The organism is uncultured Pseudoteredinibacter sp., assembly GCF_947502065.1.
Classification (GTDB): Bacteria; Pseudomonadota; Gammaproteobacteria; order Pseudomonadales; family Cellvibrionaceae; genus Pseudoteredinibacter.
The window spans coordinates 276815-292250 of sequence record NZ_CANMYE010000004.1 but is presented as its reverse complement, the minus strand read 5'-3'; the positions used below and the strand labels follow the sequence as shown (position 1 = coordinate 292250).

The 15436-nt window shown below is 46.7% G+C and carries 14 protein-coding genes; 9 read left to right on the top strand and 5 right to left on the bottom strand.

Annotated elements, in window-relative coordinates; genetic code table 11:
* The first annotated feature begins 98 nt into the window (after nt 1–98).
* Both Q1A41_RS12770 and Q1A41_RS12765 read left to right on the top strand, forming a co-directional pair.
* Nucleotides 99–545 (top strand): type II toxin-antitoxin system RatA family toxin, encoded by a 447-nt coding sequence (locus Q1A41_RS12770; RefSeq protein WP_299979520.1) that lies wholly within the window; start codon nt 99–101, stop codon nt 543–545.
* 121 nt (nt 546–666) lie between these two features.
* Complete coding sequence (locus tag Q1A41_RS12765; protein WP_299979518.1) at nt 667–981, top strand: RnfH family protein; 315 nt, start codon at nt 667–669, stop codon at nt 979–981.
* Nucleotides 982–1124: 143 nt separating this feature from the next.
* Here Q1A41_RS12765 and bamE read toward each other — a convergent pair whose 3' ends face one another.
* Entirely contained in the window at nt 1125–1472 is a 348-nt protein-coding gene (bamE, locus tag Q1A41_RS12760; protein WP_299979515.1) for an outer membrane protein assembly factor BamE, read from the bottom strand.
* Between the two features lie 78 nt (nt 1473–1550).
* Between bamE and fur the strand changes: the two genes are divergently transcribed.
* Both fur and Q1A41_RS12750 read left to right on the top strand, forming a co-directional pair.
* Entirely contained in the window at nt 1551–1958 is a 408-nt protein-coding gene (gene fur, locus Q1A41_RS12755; protein ID WP_299979513.1) for a ferric iron uptake transcriptional regulator, read from the top strand.
* Nucleotides 1959–2082: 124 nt separating this feature from the next.
* Nucleotides 2083–2658, top strand: coding sequence for a hypothetical protein (locus Q1A41_RS12750; protein WP_299979510.1), 576 nt, complete (start codon nt 2083–2085; stop codon nt 2656–2658).
* Nucleotides 2659–2743: 85 nt separating this feature from the next.
* Here the strand turns inward: Q1A41_RS12750 and recN are convergent, their stop codons facing one another.
* The gene (gene recN / locus Q1A41_RS12745) at nt 2744–4411 is read right to left on the bottom strand and encodes a DNA repair protein RecN (RefSeq protein ID WP_299979507.1); all 1668 of its coding nucleotides are present in this window, start codon (nt 4409–4411) and stop codon (nt 2744–2746) included.
* A 241-nt stretch (nt 4412–4652) separates the two neighbouring features.
* Between recN and grpE the strand changes: the two genes are divergently transcribed.
* From grpE to dnaJ, 3 genes are all read left to right on the top strand, one after another.
* Nucleotides 4653–5234 carry a nucleotide exchange factor GrpE gene (gene grpE, locus Q1A41_RS12740; RefSeq protein WP_299979504.1) on the top strand — a complete coding sequence of 194 codons (582 nt, stop codon included), beginning with the start codon at nt 4653–4655 and terminating at the stop codon, nt 5232–5234.
* 168 nt (nt 5235–5402) lie between these two features.
* The gene (gene dnaK / locus Q1A41_RS12735) at nt 5403–7334 is read left to right on the top strand and encodes a molecular chaperone DnaK (RefSeq protein ID WP_299979501.1); all 1932 of its coding nucleotides are present in this window, start codon (nt 5403–5405) and stop codon (nt 7332–7334) included.
* Nucleotides 7335–7588: 254 nt separating this feature from the next.
* Nucleotides 7589–8710, top strand: a complete 1122-nt coding sequence (gene dnaJ / locus Q1A41_RS12730; RefSeq protein WP_299979498.1) for a molecular chaperone DnaJ — start codon at nt 7589–7591, stop codon at nt 8708–8710.
* Between the two features lie 68 nt (nt 8711–8778).
* On the opposite strand, the gene Q1A41_RS12725 is transcribed toward dnaJ, so the two are convergent.
* From Q1A41_RS12725 to Q1A41_RS12715, 3 genes are read right to left on the bottom strand one after another with little or no spacing between them, the layout of a single operon-like run.
* Complete coding sequence (locus tag Q1A41_RS12725; protein WP_299979495.1) at nt 8779–9198, bottom strand: phosphate ABC transporter substrate-binding protein; 420 nt, start codon at nt 9196–9198, stop codon at nt 8779–8781.
* A gap of 30 nt (nt 9199–9228) precedes the next feature.
* A complete protein-coding gene (locus Q1A41_RS12720) occupies nt 9229–10512 on the bottom strand; it encodes a hypothetical protein (protein WP_299979492.1) in 1284 nt (427 codons plus the stop codon).
* 35 nt (nt 10513–10547) lie between these two features.
* Nucleotides 10548–12167 carry a methyl-accepting chemotaxis protein gene (locus tag Q1A41_RS12715; protein WP_299979489.1) on the bottom strand — a complete coding sequence of 540 codons (1620 nt, stop codon included), beginning with the start codon at nt 12165–12167 and terminating at the stop codon, nt 10548–10550.
* A 415-nt stretch (nt 12168–12582) separates the two neighbouring features.
* On the opposite strand from Q1A41_RS12715, the gene dapB reads away from it, so the two are divergent.
* Both dapB and Q1A41_RS12705 read left to right on the top strand, forming a co-directional pair.
* Nucleotides 12583–13389 (top strand): 4-hydroxy-tetrahydrodipicolinate reductase, encoded by an 807-nt coding sequence (gene dapB / locus Q1A41_RS12710; protein WP_299979487.1) that lies wholly within the window; start codon nt 12583–12585, stop codon nt 13387–13389.
* Between the two features lie 203 nt (nt 13390–13592).
* Complete coding sequence (locus tag Q1A41_RS12705) at nt 13593–15311, top strand: AMP-binding protein (protein ID WP_299979485.1); 1719 nt, start codon at nt 13593–13595, stop codon at nt 15309–15311.
* Nucleotides 15312–15436 lie beyond the last annotated feature (125 nt).

Below are 15436 nucleotides of genomic sequence, written 5' to 3'. Positions count from 1 at the left end.
AGTGGTCGCAAATTGTGAGCGCAAAAAAGTACAATTTTTTAGCCGATTACCTTTATTGATTATGAGCAGCCTAGTGAATTTAGTTGATGGAAGTATGAATGGCGACTGAAATTGAGCGTAGTGCCCTGGTGGCGTATTCCCAAGAACAAATGTTTGAGTTGGTTGGGGATATAGAATCCTACCCGCAATTTATGCCTGGCTGTGTGGCAGCAGAAGTTCATCAACAAGGTGAAGATTTTGTAGAGGCCAGTTTGTACCTTTCCCAGGCTGGTATTAAGCAGCAGTTTACCACCCGCAATATTTTAGAGCGGCCCGGCAAGATGTTAATGAGTTTGGTGGCCGGCCCGTTTTCTGAGTTATCGGGTGAGTGGCGATTTATTCCGTTGGCTGAGAACGCCTGCAAAGTGGAGCTGAGTTTAAGATTTGGCTTTGACAATGCCGTGCTAAAATTAGCCGCTGGGAAGCTATTTGAAAAATCAGCCAATCAGCAGGTCGCGGCTCTGTGTCAAAGAGCTGAGCAAGTTTATGGACCGAGCAAACTATAAGCTTGTAGTGACTAACTAGTAGTGAGCTAATGGTAGTCGGCGACTTTTTGCGATTTATAGCGGCGAAACTATTGCGAGCCATGTGCTCAAGTGACTCAAAAAGAAAGAGTTAGATGTAACGATGAGTGATATTGAAACTATTTCCGTTGAGGTAGCCTATGCCTTAGCGGATAAGCAAAAGATCGTATCTCTATTGGTTGAACCCGGTACTACGGCTTTACAAGCCGTAAAGAAATCAGGCATCAATGAAATTTTTCCAGAGATCGACCCCGATACGGCCAAGATGGGTATATTCGGTCAAAGCTTGGGCACAAAGGGTTTGTTAAAAGCCCATGAGCATCAACTTAAAGAAGGGGATAGGGTAGAGATTTACCGCCCGCTGATTGCGGACCCTAAAGAGGTTCGCCGACGTCGAGCGGCAAAAGCGGCTGAATAATCTAGCTGATTAATGAGAGGTGGCTCGTTTTAGCAAATAACTTTGCGAAGCGCCTCTCAAAAATGAGATTTGCTTCACCCAGCACTTGGTTAGCTAAACTGAGAATGTAATTAATTCCCAGTGCGACTAATTCTCAGTACTGTCTAGTTACCAGCACCGTCCGCGCGGAAATCACCAGAAAAGCGTGCCAACTTATCTTCTTCAAAAAATACGGTGAGCCGTTCTTTGGCCACCTTACCCTTAGCGTCTTTTAAGCTGTAGTAGTAGTCCCAGCGGTCCGGTGTAAATGTATCGGCAATCAATGGCGTGCCAAGGACAAAGCGCACTTGGCGTTTGGTCATGCCAGGTTTTAGCTGATCAACCATATCCTGAGTAATGATATTACCCTGCTGGATATCGAGGCTATAAACCCCAGGAAATTTAAGGTATGAACAGGCGCTGACTAAGACCAGACAGGCGGCTGCGAAACTGAGCTTTACTGCTTTTTGCATGAAGGGCTTCCACTTCGTTAGACTAATAGGAGATAATACCTGAACTTATTCAATACTGAGAAGACTCTTGGGGGAAAAATGGCTGTTGAAAACCAGGAATTACGCAAGGCTGGACTAAAAGTAACCTTGCCTAGGGTTAAAATCCTGCAAATTCTTGAATCCTCGGAACAGCATCACATGAGCGCTGAAGACGTCTATAAATCGCTGATGGAAGCGGGAGAAGACGTTGGTTTGGCCACTGTATATCGAGTTCTCACTCAGTTTGAGGGTGCTGGCTTGGTAGTTCGTCATAATTTTGATGGCGGTCACTCAGTGTTTGAATTGGCTCGTGGTGATCATCATGACCACATGGTTTGTACGGACACCGGCACAGTGATAGAGTTCCACAATGAAGAGATTGAGCGCCTTCAAGATGCTATTGCCGAAGAGCATGGCTATGAGATTGTTGGTCACAGCTTAGTGTTGTATGTTAAACCAAAGGATTAATTAAAGGCCTTGGTTTGAGCTAAATGGGGCGATTGAGGCCCCATTTTTGGTTTTATGGTTTTACTTAACTCGTTGAAGGTAGTTAGGTGATACCGCGCAAAGAAGTGAATTAGAGCAGATTGTTATGGCAGAAGAACAAAAAGCAGCGGCCCCGGCTCGCAATTTTCAACTGAATTTGGTTCAGGTAAGTGACTTGGCTTGTCGTATTCTACATCATACCTTTATTGTGCAGGCGAAGGACAAAGCAAAGGCGGCCTTGAAAGACCTTAAATCCGGTAAAGGGTTAAATGTGGGGACTTTGACGCTGACACTTACCGATGAAAGCTCTGGTATTGAGTCTAAGTTAGATTTGCCGATGAAAATTAAACTCGACTATAGCGAGTTTCGCGGCTCTTTTAACCTGCCGTCGTTCGTGGCGTCTATAAGGGCTACGGTGAGCGTTATCGCCCAAACTTTGGCTGCCAAGGGCAATTTAAATATTTTAACCGAGGAAGGTAGTGGTTCTGGTGGGGCTTTAATCCATTTGCCGGGTATTACAGAGTTAGATGGCCGTTACAACGTTATGTTGATGATGGTTGAGCCCATAATGGAGCGTGAAAGCAAATTGGGTGTTGCGGTGAAACTAATGTATGTAGATCCTGCGCAGTACCCAGAGCTAAACGAGCTGCAATCATCTAAAGGTGAAACCCAGTCAAGCTAATAGTTTGATTGCTAATAAATCTTACAATAAAAAAGCCTAGTGTCCACTAGGCTTTTTTATTGCCGCCGATCGTGCTGTAAAAATATTAATGCACAACGGAGAGCATTTCTCTGGCGTGAGCAACGGCTTGTTCACTTCCAGCTTCACCCCCTAGCATTCTAGCAATCTCGGAAACTCTTTCATCCTCTGCAAGTTTACTTAACGAAGACGCCGCACCGGCTTTATCGGTGGTTTTTACAACCTGTAAATGTTGGTGAGCCTTGCTGGCCACTTGTGGTAAGTGGGTAACGCATAGTACCTGACAGCGTTCGCCAAGCTGGCGTAGCATCTGCCCAACCACATTGGCGGTAGCGCCGCCGATGCCGACATCAACTTCGTCAAAGACTAAACTTGAAGCAGCGCTGGTTTGGGCAGTAACAACTTGAATCGCTAAGCTGATTCTAGATAGCTCACCACCGGAGGCAATTTTGCCTAGCGGCTTAGGTTCTTGACCTGGATTGGTGGCAATTAAAAATTCTATTTCTTCGCTGCCCTTGCTGCTGGGTTCTTCCAAAGCGATAAGAGCAACCTCAAAAGTGGCGTTGCTCATCGCTAAATTTTGCAGTTGTTTGTTAACGTCTTGTTGCAACTTTTTAGCAGCAGCTTGGCGTTTTTGTTTTAACTTTCCGGCTAATACTTGATAGTGTGAAAGGGCGGCTTCCGCTTGCTGTTGCAAGTGGTCCAAATCTTCATCGACATTGCCAAGCTCAGCCAGTTCTATACTCAGTTGCTGATGAAGTTGGCATAACTCAGATGGATCGATACGATGCTTGCGAGCAATGTCGTAAACGCGACTTAGGCGATTCTCTAATTCGTATAAGCGCTCCGGATCTGCCTCGAAGCTATCGACGTGGCGTTGGATTTCCCCATTGGCTTCTTCAAGTTGGATCAATGCTTGGCTTAACATGGATTCTGCTTCGTTAAGGGACGAGCTTTTGCTTTGAATCTCGCCGAGTAAATGCAGACACTGGTTTAAGCCCTGGCGTAGGCTATATTCACTTTCACCTTCACATAAATCAGCAACTTGCTGACACTTATGCAAAGTGTCTTCAGCGCTCGCTAGTTGCTGCTGTTCCTGTTCAATTTTCTCTAGCTCGCCTTCTTGTAAATCCAGCTCATCGAGCTCCGATACCTGGTAGCTTAATAGTTGATGGCGGGCGCTAATTTCTTCGGCATTATCACGTCTTTCAATAAAGCGCTGCTGGGCTTGGCGATAATCTTTAAAGGCTTGTTTTAGTTTTTCCAAAAGTGGTTTTAAGGAGCCAAAATTATCCAACAGGCGGCGGTGCTGTTCTTTTTTGAGTAGGGATTGATGCTCGTGTTGGCCGTGAATATCTATCAGTAATTCGCCAAGACTCTTGAGCTGCTGCAAAGTTACTGGCTTGCCATTTATAAAAGCTCGGCTGCGCCCTTCAGCGGATAAAACCCTGCGCAGCAGGCATTCTTCATCAGCATTTTCTAGCTCTTGCTGCTGTAGCCACTTCTGCGCGGCGGGAATATCGGCAATGTCGAAACTGGCATAGACATCTGCTTTGGCAGCCCCTTTACGCACTTTGTCAGCATCAGCACGTTCGCCAATGGCCAAGCCCAACGCATTGAGCAGTATGGATTTGCCGGCCCCTGTCTCGCCGGTGATTGCCGTCAGCCCGGTGTCTAGCTCTAGGTTTAGCTGATCGACGAGGGTGATGTTGTTAATGCTGAGCTGGGTGAGCATATCCCGCTCCTCCTGGCGTAAATGTGGCCAACTGAAGTTTCTACTGTCTCATGTTTACTGTGCTTTTATACAGTAGTTTTTGTGACCTGCCAATAATCTTAGTGAAAATAGTGCCTAAATCGACCCTGTGGAGCTGTTGAAGCCGCCAAAAGTGACCCCATATAAGCATTCAGAACGAAATCAAAGTTGGGGCTGGGCCACTAGGTCTTGCCCAGCTAGCCAGAAATAGATGGAGATAGTTGTGTCCTCTGAAGAGCAAAACCCAAATGTAGACTCCGATGCTGCCAATGAAGCCCCTGAGATGGCCCCAGAGGCCCAAGAGGGAGCCCAGGAGCGAGTTGAAGATGTGAATCCGGCTGAGCTTGTACTGCAAATTGAAGACTTACAGGCCGAGATTGGCAAGTTAAAAGATCAAGAGCTGCGCACCCAAGCGGAGATGCACAATGTGCGCCGTCGCGCTGAGCAGGATGTCGAGAAGGCCCATAAATTCGGTGTTGAGAAATTCGTCGGCGATATGTTGACCGTTATCGATAATTTAGAGCGTGCCTTGGCCTCTATGGATGCCGAAGGTGAGGCTATGCAAGCGGCTCGTGAAGGCATCGAGCTGACTTTGAAATCCATGCAAGATGGTCTTAAACGCCACAATGTTGAAGCGATTGATCCGGCGGGTGAGCCCTTTGATCCTGAGTTCCACCAGGCAATGACCATGGTGCCAAACCCTGATCTTGAGCCTAATACGGTTATGGATGTATTCCAAAAGGGTTACACCTTACACGGCCGCTTAGTTCGCCCTGCAATGGTCGTGGTTGCTAAAGCGCCTTAATGCTCGACTTTGTCGATGAAAAGCTGAGCAATATTCAGCAAAAGGCCTTGAACTAGCAAAATATGAACCCATATAGCTAACAAGGCCAATGAAGCAGAGCCCAGAGCTCTCACCAGAACATTTGAATTGATTACGGCGGGCTGCCGCCAAAGATATTGGAGAAATTCCATGGGAAAAATTATCGGAATTGACTTGGGTACCACCAACTCTTGTGTATCCGTACTAGAAGGTGACAAGTCTAAGGTTATTGAGAATGCCGAAGGCGATCGCACCACCCCATCCATCGTAGCATTTACTGACGATGGCGAAGTATTGGTTGGCCAGAGCGCTAAGCGCCAGTCGGTGACCAACCCAACAAATACCCTGTTTGCGGTTAAGCGTTTAATCGGCCGTAAATTTAAAGACGATGTTGTACAAAAAGACATCTCAATGGTGCCGTACAAAATCGTTGCTGCCGACAACGGCGATGCTTGGGTAGAAGCCAAAGGTGATGCTAAGGCGCCACCACAGATTTCTGCTGAAGTTTTGAAGAAAATGAAGAAAACCGCCGAAGATTATTTGGGCGAAACAGTAACCGAAGCGGTTGTTACCGTGCCAGCTTACTTTAACGATTCCCAGCGTCAGGCGACCAAAGATGCGGGTAAGATCGCAGGTCTAGATGTTAAGCGTATCATCAACGAGCCAACCGCAGCGGCTTTGGCCTATGGTATGGATAAAGCCGAAGGCGATCGCACTATTGCGGTATACGACTTGGGTGGTGGTACTTTCGATATCTCTATTATTGAAATTGCCGATGTAGACGGCGAGCACCAGTTTGAAGTGTTGGCCACCAATGGTGACACCTTCTTGGGTGGTGAAGATTTCGATTTGCGTTTGATCGAGTACTTGGCCGATGAGTTTAAGAAAGAAAACGGCATCGATTTGCACAATGATCCACTGGCTCTACAGCGCTTAAAAGAAGCCGCTGAAAAAGCCAAGATCGAGCTGTCTTCTTCTCAGCAGACCGAAGTAAACCTACCGTACATCACCGCTGATGCGACAGGCCCTAAGCACTTGGTTGTGAAAATGACGCGTGCCAAGTTGGAGTCTTTGGTGGAAGAGCTAGTGGTTAACTCTTTGAAGCCAGTAAAAACGGCTTTGGATGATGCCGATCTATCAGTTGGTGAAATCGACGATGTTATCTTGGTGGGCGGTCAAACCCGTATGCCATTGGTACAGGAAAAGGTTGCTGAGTTCTTCGGTAAAGAGCCACGTAAAGATGTAAACCCTGATGAAGCGGTTGCCATGGGCGCTGCGATTCAAGGTGCGGTATTGGCCGGTGACGTTAAAGATGTATTGTTGTTGGATGTTTCTCCGCTAACTCTAGGTATTGAAACCATGGGTGGTGTGGCAACTCCGTTAATTGAGAAAAACACCACTATCCCGACTAAAAAGTCTCAGGTGTTCTCTACTGCTGAAGATAACCAAACTGCGGTTACCATTCACGTCGTACAGGGTGAGCGCAAGCAAGCTTCTCAGAATAAGTCTCTGGGCCGCTTTGACTTAGCAGACATTCCACCTGCACAGCGTGGTATGCCACAAATTGAGGTAACCTTTGATATCGATGCTAACGGTATCTTGAATGTAAGTGCTAAAGACAAGGCGACTGGTAAAGAGCAGTCCATCGTCATTAAAGCCTCTTCCGGTTTGAGCGATGAAGAAATCGATCAAATGGTAAATGATGCTGAGGCGAATGCCGAAGCGGATAAGCAGTTCGAAGAGTTGGTCACCGCACGCAACACTTTGGAAGGTTTGATTCATGCAAGCAAGAAAACTGTTGAAGAAGCTGGCGATAAGGCCACTGACGAAGAGAAGGCGGCTATCGAAGCTGCGGTTACGGAAGCCGAAGAAGCTGTTAAAGGCGACGACAAAGAGGCCATGGAAGCTGCAACCAACAAGCTAACGGAAGCTTCAAGCTCGCTAGCTCAGAAGTTGTACGCCGAGCAGGCTGCGCAAGCTGAAGCAGCCGGTGCTGGCCCTGAAGCAGGCGCACAAGCTCAGCCAGAAGACGACGGTGTTGTTGAAGCTGAGTTTGAAGAAGTGAAAGACGATAAGAAGTAATTCTGAGTTACTTCGTTAAAACGGGAGGCTTGCCTCCCGTTTTGTTTAAAGTTAAATGTAAGACGTTAGATGTAAGAGGTGAGACGTAAGAAGTTAGACGTTAGACGAGATACGAGAGTTGTTGAAGCTTGGGTAGTTAACTGATGCCTCGGTTTTTACATCTCACAATTCACATCTCACGTCTCACCTTTTACATCTCACCTTTTACGTCTCACGTCTTACACTTAACATTTTATTCAAAATGAAGAGTCACTATGTCAAAACGTGATTATTATGAAGTGCTGGGTGTTGACCGCGGCATTTCAGAAAAAGATCTGAAAAAAGCTTACCGTCGTGTGGCGATGAAATTTCACCCCGACCGTAACCCAGATGACAAAGAAGCCGAAGAAAAATTTAAAGAGGCCAGTGAGGCCTATGAAATTTTGTCGGATGCGCAAAAGCGTGCGGCTTATGATCAATATGGTCACGCAGGCGTAGACCCAAGCCAGGGCGGCATGGGTGGCGGCCAAGGCTTTGGTAACTTCAGCGATATTTTTGGTGATGTCTTTGGTGATATCTTCGGTGGCGCTGGTGGCGGCGGCCGTGGTCGCGGTGGCCCAGCTCGCGGTGCTGATTTACGTTACACCTTAGAGCTCGATTTGGAAAAAGCCGTACAAGGCACCTCGGTTAAAATTAAGGTTCCAACTCTGGTTCACTGTGGAACCTGTGATGGCTCGGGTGCAAAAGAAGGCAGCAAGCCAGTCACCTGTGGCACCTGTGGTGGTATGGGCCAGGTTCGAATGACTCAGGGCTTCTTCTCCGTTCAACAAACTTGTCCAAATTGTCACGGTAAAGGCCAGATCATCTCCGACCCATGTAATGATTGTGGTGGTCAAGGTCGTGTTGAAGAAACCAAAACGCTTTCCGTTAAAGTGCCTGCAGGTGTTGATACCGGTGATCGAATTCGTCTAAGTGGTGAAGGTGAAGCGGGTGAAGCCGGTGGTCCACCAGGAGACTTATATGTTCAGGTCTCTGTAAAAGAACATGAGATCTTCCAGCGTGAAGGTAAAAACCTGTATTGCGAAGTACCTATTAGCATTGTTGATGCGGCATTGGGTGGTGAGCTAGAAGTGCCTACACTAGATGGGCGAGTAAAGCTTAAGGTTCCTTCTGAAACACAAACGGGTAAGCTGTTCCGCCTACGCGGTAAAGGTGTGGTTCCTGTTCGCGGTGGTTCGGCAGGTGATTTGCTGTGCCGTGTTGTCTTGGAAACACCGGTTAATCTTTCCAGTAAGCAGAAAGATTTACTGCGCGAGCTGCAAGCCAGTATGAAGGGTGATAAAAACTCGCCTAAGCAAAGCTCTTGGTTTGAAGGGATGAAAAACTTCTTTAACTAAGTCGTTTACTAGGCTGTATAAGGAAGCCCGCCGTAGCGGGCTTTTTTGTGCTCAGCAGAACAACAAAACTACTTTACCGTCATAATAACTTTAACGCTGTCATCGACTTCACCGCTGTCGATATAAGCGATGGAGTCAGTGTTGCTGGCAACAAACTCTTTCACTTCACTATCATCCATTAGTGCTTTAGGTGGTTGGCCTTTCCCTGTGAAAACAATACGCGCCCAATAAGCATTTAGCTGGCTAGGGTTCTTATTACTAAGTAGCTGATAAAACTGATCGCGGCTAGGGCTGCCTTCCTCTTGATCAATTGGGGTGAGTTTCTGCCCACCCAGACTCTTGCTTTTCCCTAAAAATAAAGCTGACACCTCCGCTTTGGATGCATTAATGCTGGCGCTTGGATGAGTAATTACCGCAAGATCGGCAAAGCAAGCTGAGCTTGAAAATGCTGCAATAGTGGCGGCTATTAATGAGAGTTTCTTAAACATATTACACCTATATTGAAAATTGCTAGCGCCTTAAAAAACGGCATCAAAGCCTACCGATAAAACATGAACACCGTCGTTATCGAGCTCATTAACAAGGTTCGGGTTCAGCGCCAATTCGGTTCCGATGACGGTATTACCCAAGGTGCCATCAAAGTTGTCGTAGTCGACGATCTCTGCCTTTAAGCTCACTTGATTGTTAAGGTTGTAGCGCATCCCTAGAGTGATGGATTCCATCGAGACTTTTTGTACAGGCGATACGGCATTGCTTTCATGGGAGGCATCCGAATAGGTTTTGGATAAGCTCATATAGGGCATCCACTTTTCGAATTGATAACCCAGGGTGCCTGACATAGCAATATTGCCTAGAAATGGTAGCTTTTTGCCGATGTCAGCTTCGGCGCCTTCCAGCATGGCAAACCATTTACCGTTATCGTAACGGGCACTGGCCGAGTAATAATCGATATCGTCAGATAGAGGGAATCCAGTGATAGAAATAGTGTCTATCTGGTTGTAAGAGGCTCGTAGGGTTAGCGACTCTTTTTCTGCGGTAAAGGCTATACCGCTGACCGCTTCGGCCTCGGCTACATCAGTGCCCGCTGTACCATAGTAAATTTGAGTGTCGGTGTTCCAGCTACCAATCGGGTGGCTATAAGTCGCATCGACACCTTCATAGGTAGTAAAGCTGGTGACATAAACTTCAGCGGGTGGTCTAACCCAAGGGTAGGCATAGCCAACTTCAATGGATTCAGAATACATATACCAAGGTAGGCGCATTCTACCGCCACGCAAGGCTAGGCTATCGTTAACATTGAAGCGCAAGAAGGCCCATTCAGCTTCCATGTCAAAGTCGTTTTTGCCTTTGGCCGTTAGCTGAATAACTGCGTCGATACTATCACTCACCTTATAGTCAAACTGCAAGCCTGCAATGGTATCGGGGGAAAAATCCCAATGGGTATCTACACCGGCTTCAAGTGTTACGCCTTTAACATTGGCTTTGGTGGCGTAAACAGACGCAAAACCCTTAATGCTTAAGCGATCTTTCTGAGACTCAATTTTTCGCTTCAAGGATTTTGCTTGTCTTTGAGTTTTCTTTTCCAGTTTAACCAGTCGTTGCTCTAGTTTAACTGAGTTACTGCCTGAGCTTTTCTGACTCAGTGCGTTCAGTTTTGACGTTAGTTCAGAAATGGTTTTTTGATCTTGAATGCTTTTGCGCTCAAGTTGTTCCAGTCTCTGCAGAATATTATTTTGATCGGCCGTAGCAGCTTGCCAAGGCAAGGTACTCAAAATGGCCAGGGTGATAAGTTTCTTTTTCATGGGGCACCTATATACATCTAATCTAAATCGAGGTTTTATACTTTAAATTGCGAAGAAACAGCGCTGAGCTGATCTGAGAAATGGCTCAAATCTTTACTCATGTCTGATAGGTTCTCAGCGCTTTTGGCTACGCGTTGAGTGGCCTCAGTGAGCGCGGAAACATTGCTTTGAATGGCGCGGCCGCTGCTGTCTTGTTGCTCGGTTGCCGCCGCAATCTGGTGATTCATACTGGCAATAGAAGCGACGCTTCCAGAGATGGTTTCTAATGTTCGGCCGGTTTCTTGCACTTGGTCGGCATTTAACCCAACTTGTTGCTGGCTACTGGACATAACATGCACAGCTTCGTTAGAGGCCAATTCCAGCTTTTCGATGAGCTGTTGGATTTCTTGTGTAGAATCTTGAGTTTTTGAGGCAAGTGTTCTTACCTCATCAGCAACAACGGCAAAGCCTCGTCCTTGTTCGCCGGCTCGCGCAGCTTCAATAGCCGCGTTGAGGGCGAGCAGGTTGGTCTGCTCGGCTATCACTTTAATAACGTCAAGAATGCCGCTGACATTTTCCACATCCTGTTGTAGTGAACTAATAACATTGGCTGCTGAAGTTATGTCACTGGATAGATTGCGGATAGATAAGCTCGTTTTGTTGATATTTTCAGTTTCTGCTTTTGCATCTTGATCAGCCTCCGAAGTAGCTGTGGCAGCTGTAGCTGCTGAGCCAGCAATGTTTTCGGTACTTTGAATAAGTTCATCCATGGCTTGAACCAACTCACAAGCGGCATCTTGCTGTTGCTGACAATCAGTTAATGAGGTGCCAGAGAGTTGATCCAATCTATCGGCCAATTGATTCATGGGTTCTTCAAGCTTGAGCATGTCACCGACAGTGCTATGCAACTTCGCGATAAAGACATTAAACCAATTGACCAGTTGTCCGATTTCGTCATTACCTTGTTGGGCTAAGCGCAAAGTTAAATCGCCGTCCCCTTCAGCAATTTCTTTAAGGGAGTTTGAAACATTGTTGATTTGTGAGGTGATTGTCCAAGTACTGAAACCTGTTACCAAGCTTAAAAAAATGACTAGCGCTATGCCGGCAAGTACGCCGATATGAGAAGAGGATTCGGCGTTGCTATTGGCCTGGTTAATTTGCTGATTAAAGTTGCTTAAGGCTTCTCGTTGCCCACTGTGAAAGGCGTTGTTTAGTTCTTTATAGAGCTTTTCTTTGTTGCTCACTAAAGCTGGGATGTTTTGTGGGTCAAAATTGCCGCCAATCAGCGCTTGGGCAAGATTGTTATTGGCATTCACAAATAATTGCAATTGCTCGCGTTGTTGAGTAATGGCTTCACTGTTTTGCGATTGCAGTTGCGCTTGCTGTGCCAGACCTTCTTGCATGGATTTGTGCAAATTGTCGGCATTAATCAAGATATCCTGATCGGCCATGGTGACGGCAGAGTTGTAGATATCTTGTAAACGTTCCAGCTGACTTTGTTGGCTGCTGGCAATCAGCATTGCAGGGAGCTGTTGATCGCGCAGAGTGCTAAGCCGGTCAATGTTGTTATTTGAAACTGTGTATTGATAGCTCAATACCGCACTTAGCCCAATCAATGCGATGATGGGAGGGAGCATCAGCTTCATTTTAATTGATAGAAAATTTAAACCATTCATGTTTCTAACCACTGGCATAAGAGAGATATCAGCAGTTGCCAAGGCAATATTGCTGTGTCTTTGCTGTCGGCTAGGCCGCTGAAGGTTTAGCTTTTGAAGAGAATGTTTTTTTCTATGTTGTGGGAGGGGGCTCGTAAGTGTTTGATTTATATGTTTAAAAATTGCAGCTGCGGGATTTCTGCTTGAATTTTTGTGCGCAAACTAAAGATTTAGACTTAGCATTTGGAATACCTATAAAGAGTGAATTATTACTTATTGAATATGGTTAAAAAGTGCTTATTCTTGATTGGCGAATTAGTAATAATTAATTGCTTGCCATAAGCTTATAAGAGATTTAGTGGCTGGCCATCTAGGGCTAAATCTATATAATTCTTGTCTTTTATATAAATAAACTAAATCCATAGCAGGATCGAATATGAGTGCAAGAATTGCCGTAACCGGTGCAGCAGGGCGCATGGGCCGAATGCTGATAGAAGCGATTAGTCAAAGTGATCAGGCGGTACTGACTGCGGCAGTAGAGCACCCCAGTAGCAGTATGATTGGCAGTGATGCTGGGGAACTCGCTGGCTTGGGTAAAAATGGCGTTATTATTGTTGATGATTTAAGCAAGGTTCTTGAGCAGGTCGACACCGTAATCGATTTCACGGCGCCTGAGGCTACCTTGGCAAACGCCGTCTTATGTGCGCAATATTCTAAGGCCCTGGTCGTGGGCACAACTGGCTTTGAAACTCAGCAAAAAGCCGAGTTGCAAGCTATGCAGGAAAAATTGGCTTTGTGTATTGCTGCTAACTACAGTACCGGTGTAAATGTTTGTTTAAAGCTACTTGAGCAAGCGGCTGCGATTCTTGGTGATGAATATGATGTCGAGATCTATGAGGCTCATCATCGTCATAAAGTCGATGCGCCATCGGGGACTGCATTAGCTATGGGTGAGGCGGTTGCCGATAGTCTAGGTCGCGATCTTGAAAAAGTCGCCGTTTATGGGCGTGAGGGGCAGACTGGAGCAAGAGATAAGGAAACCATCGGCTTTGCTACGGTTCGCGGTGGAGATGTTGTTGGCGATCATAGCGTGATGTTTATGGCCGACGGTGAGCGCATAGAAATAAGTCACAAAGCATCGAGCCGTATGGCTTTTGCTCGCGGGGCCGTTAGGGCTGCAGCGTGGATGGCCGGTCAGCAAGCGGGCTTTTATGATATGCGAGATGTTTTGGGGCTTAACTAGGCGCCGGCTTAATTTACGCTCGTATCTAAAAGAGTATTAGGGTCGCCAAACCCTAATACGTTCTCTTAATTGCCTCTAAAATAGGTTCATTAGATGGAAATCTGATGCTTTTGTAGCGTGTCTATTAACAAATGCTATTGCAGCTTAATTGATGCCTGCGCCAAAATTCCGCACTATTAAAAACAAAAATGATGCGGTGATGTATGGCTATAGAATTCTCCCACTCCTCTATTTACCACTATCTAAATGCGGTAGCTCAGCAGCGTCCTGAGGCAACGGCCTTGCGGCTGGTGACAGATCTGAACGAGGGCTTGCAAGATATGTCTTGGAGCTATCAAGAGCTGCTGGATAATATGCGTCGGGTTGCTCGATTGCTAAAGGCGAATAGCCAAGCTCAGCGCCCTGTCTGCTCCTTTCTGTTGCCGAATATACCCCAGGCTCATGCCATCATGTGGGGTGCTGAAAGTGTGGGTGTGGCCAATCCGCTCAACCCCTTGCTTAGTGAAGATGCCTTATTACAACTAATGGAGGCGGCGCAAACTGATGTCTTGATTGCGTTGGGCCCAAATCCAGTGAGTGATATTTGGCAAAAGGCGGAAGCCGTAGCTAAGCGCTTGTCTAAGCCTGTAAGGTTAATTCCTGTGCTGTTTCCCACTGAATCGTACGAGTTGTTCGAGCAGCAACTGGCCCATTTTGATGCGGCCGAGCTAAGTGAAGAGGAGTTGCCGTGCTTAGATGATATCGCCTCTTACTTTCACACCGGCGGTACCACGGGTACGCCAAAGCTGGCCCAAAACTCTCAGCGCAATCAGCTTGCCTGTGTGGCTCTGCATCATGAGAGTATGAATTTGCAGCCAGGCGATGTGGTGATGAGCGGCTTGCCGCTGTTTCATGTGGCGGGCTCGATGATCAATGGTCTGTCTTGTTTATGTGCAGGTATCGAGATTGTCTTGCCAACTATAGCGGGCTTTCGTGACCCTAATGTGGTTCAAGCACACTGGCGCATGGTTGAAAAATATCAGGTTAGTGTCAGTGGCGGCATTCCCACCTCTGTCGCCTCTATGATGAATGTACCTGTAGATGCGGATATCAGCTCTTTAAAATATTTGATCTCAGGCGGCTCCCCGGTTCCTGCGGCGCTTTGTCATGATGTCAAAAACAAACTCGAGTTAGAGCTTTATCAAATTTATGGTATGACCGAGTGTGCCGGTGCTATCGCTATGCCGAAAGTTGATAAGCCCACCGTACCTGGAAGTGCAGGTTATGTCAGTGAACTGATTGATTTAAAAATCAATGGCGCTCAAAAAGCCGGTGACAGTGGCGAATTACTGGTTCGTGGCGAGGTGGTATTTTCGGGTTATTTGGGCCGGGATGAAGACCCTCTAGATCAGGGCTGGCTGCATACCGGAGATCTTGGTCATATTGACGAAGATGGTTATTTGTTCATTACTGGCCGTGCAAAAGATTTGATTATTCGCAGTGGTCATAACATCGATCCGGCATTGATTGAAAACTGTTTGGAGCAGCACCCAGCCGTATCATTAGCCGCGGCGGTAGGTCGCCCGGATGCTTATGCAGGTGAATTGCCGGTAGCTTATGTGCAACTCTATGATGGCCACGACGTTAGCGAAAAAGAGCTGATGGAATTTGCCTTGGAGCATATTGCTGAGCGTCCAGCTTGCCCTAAGTTTATCGAGATTCTAGAAGCCTTGCCGGTCACTGCTGTCGGTAAAGTGCATAAGCCGAGCCTGCGTGCTGCAGCGATCGAGCGCACCGTAGCTGAATTACTCGCTGAGTTGCCAGCTGCAAAGGCCATGATTTTAGACAGTGGTGAGGTAAAGCTGACGTTTGTTGAGCGTTTATCAAGTGAGCAGCAGGCATTGGCATCAAAACTCGCTAGAGAGTTAAATATAAAGTTATAAGAAATTATTGAGCACCCTTTGCGCGTAGTTTCTGTTGCGAACTGTTAGTAGGGGGGCGCCCATAAATTGCCCTGTTTTTCTAATGCTGTGCTGGGATCTTTACAGGAGATTTAACAGGGAGGTTT

Coding starts and splice junctions, on each gene's coding strand:
- Q1A41_RS12770 (WP_299979520.1), top strand. CDS start 99: ATGGCGACTGAAATTGAGCGTAGTGCCCTGGTGGCGTATTCCCAAGAA.
- Q1A41_RS12765 (WP_299979518.1), top strand. CDS start 667: ATGAGTGATATTGAAACTATTTCCGTTGAGGTAGCCTATGCCTTAGCG.
- bamE (WP_299979515.1), bottom strand. CDS start 1,472: ATGCAAAAAGCAGTAAAGCTCAGTTTCGCAGCCGCCTGTCTGGTCTTA.
- fur (WP_299979513.1), top strand. CDS start 1,551: ATGGCTGTTGAAAACCAGGAATTACGCAAGGCTGGACTAAAAGTAACC.
- Q1A41_RS12750 (WP_299979510.1), top strand. CDS start 2,083: ATGGCAGAAGAACAAAAAGCAGCGGCCCCGGCTCGCAATTTTCAACTG.
- recN (WP_299979507.1), bottom strand. CDS start 4,411: ATGCTCACCCAGCTCAGCATTAACAACATCACCCTCGTCGATCAGCTA.
- dnaK (WP_299979501.1), top strand. CDS start 5,403: ATGGGAAAAATTATCGGAATTGACTTGGGTACCACCAACTCTTGTGTA.
- dnaJ (WP_299979498.1), top strand. CDS start 7,589: ATGTCAAAACGTGATTATTATGAAGTGCTGGGTGTTGACCGCGGCATT.
- Q1A41_RS12725 (WP_299979495.1), bottom strand. CDS start 9,198: ATGTTTAAGAAACTCTCATTAATAGCCGCCACTATTGCAGCATTTTCA.
- Q1A41_RS12720 (WP_299979492.1), bottom strand. CDS start 10,512: ATGAAAAAGAAACTTATCACCCTGGCCATTTTGAGTACCTTGCCTTGG.
- Q1A41_RS12715 (WP_299979489.1), bottom strand. CDS start 12,167: ATGAATGGTTTAAATTTTCTATCAATTAAAATGAAGCTGATGCTCCCT.
- dapB (WP_299979487.1), top strand. CDS start 12,583: ATGAGTGCAAGAATTGCCGTAACCGGTGCAGCAGGGCGCATGGGCCGA.
- Q1A41_RS12705 (WP_299979485.1), top strand. CDS start 13,593: ATGGCTATAGAATTCTCCCACTCCTCTATTTACCACTATCTAAATGCG.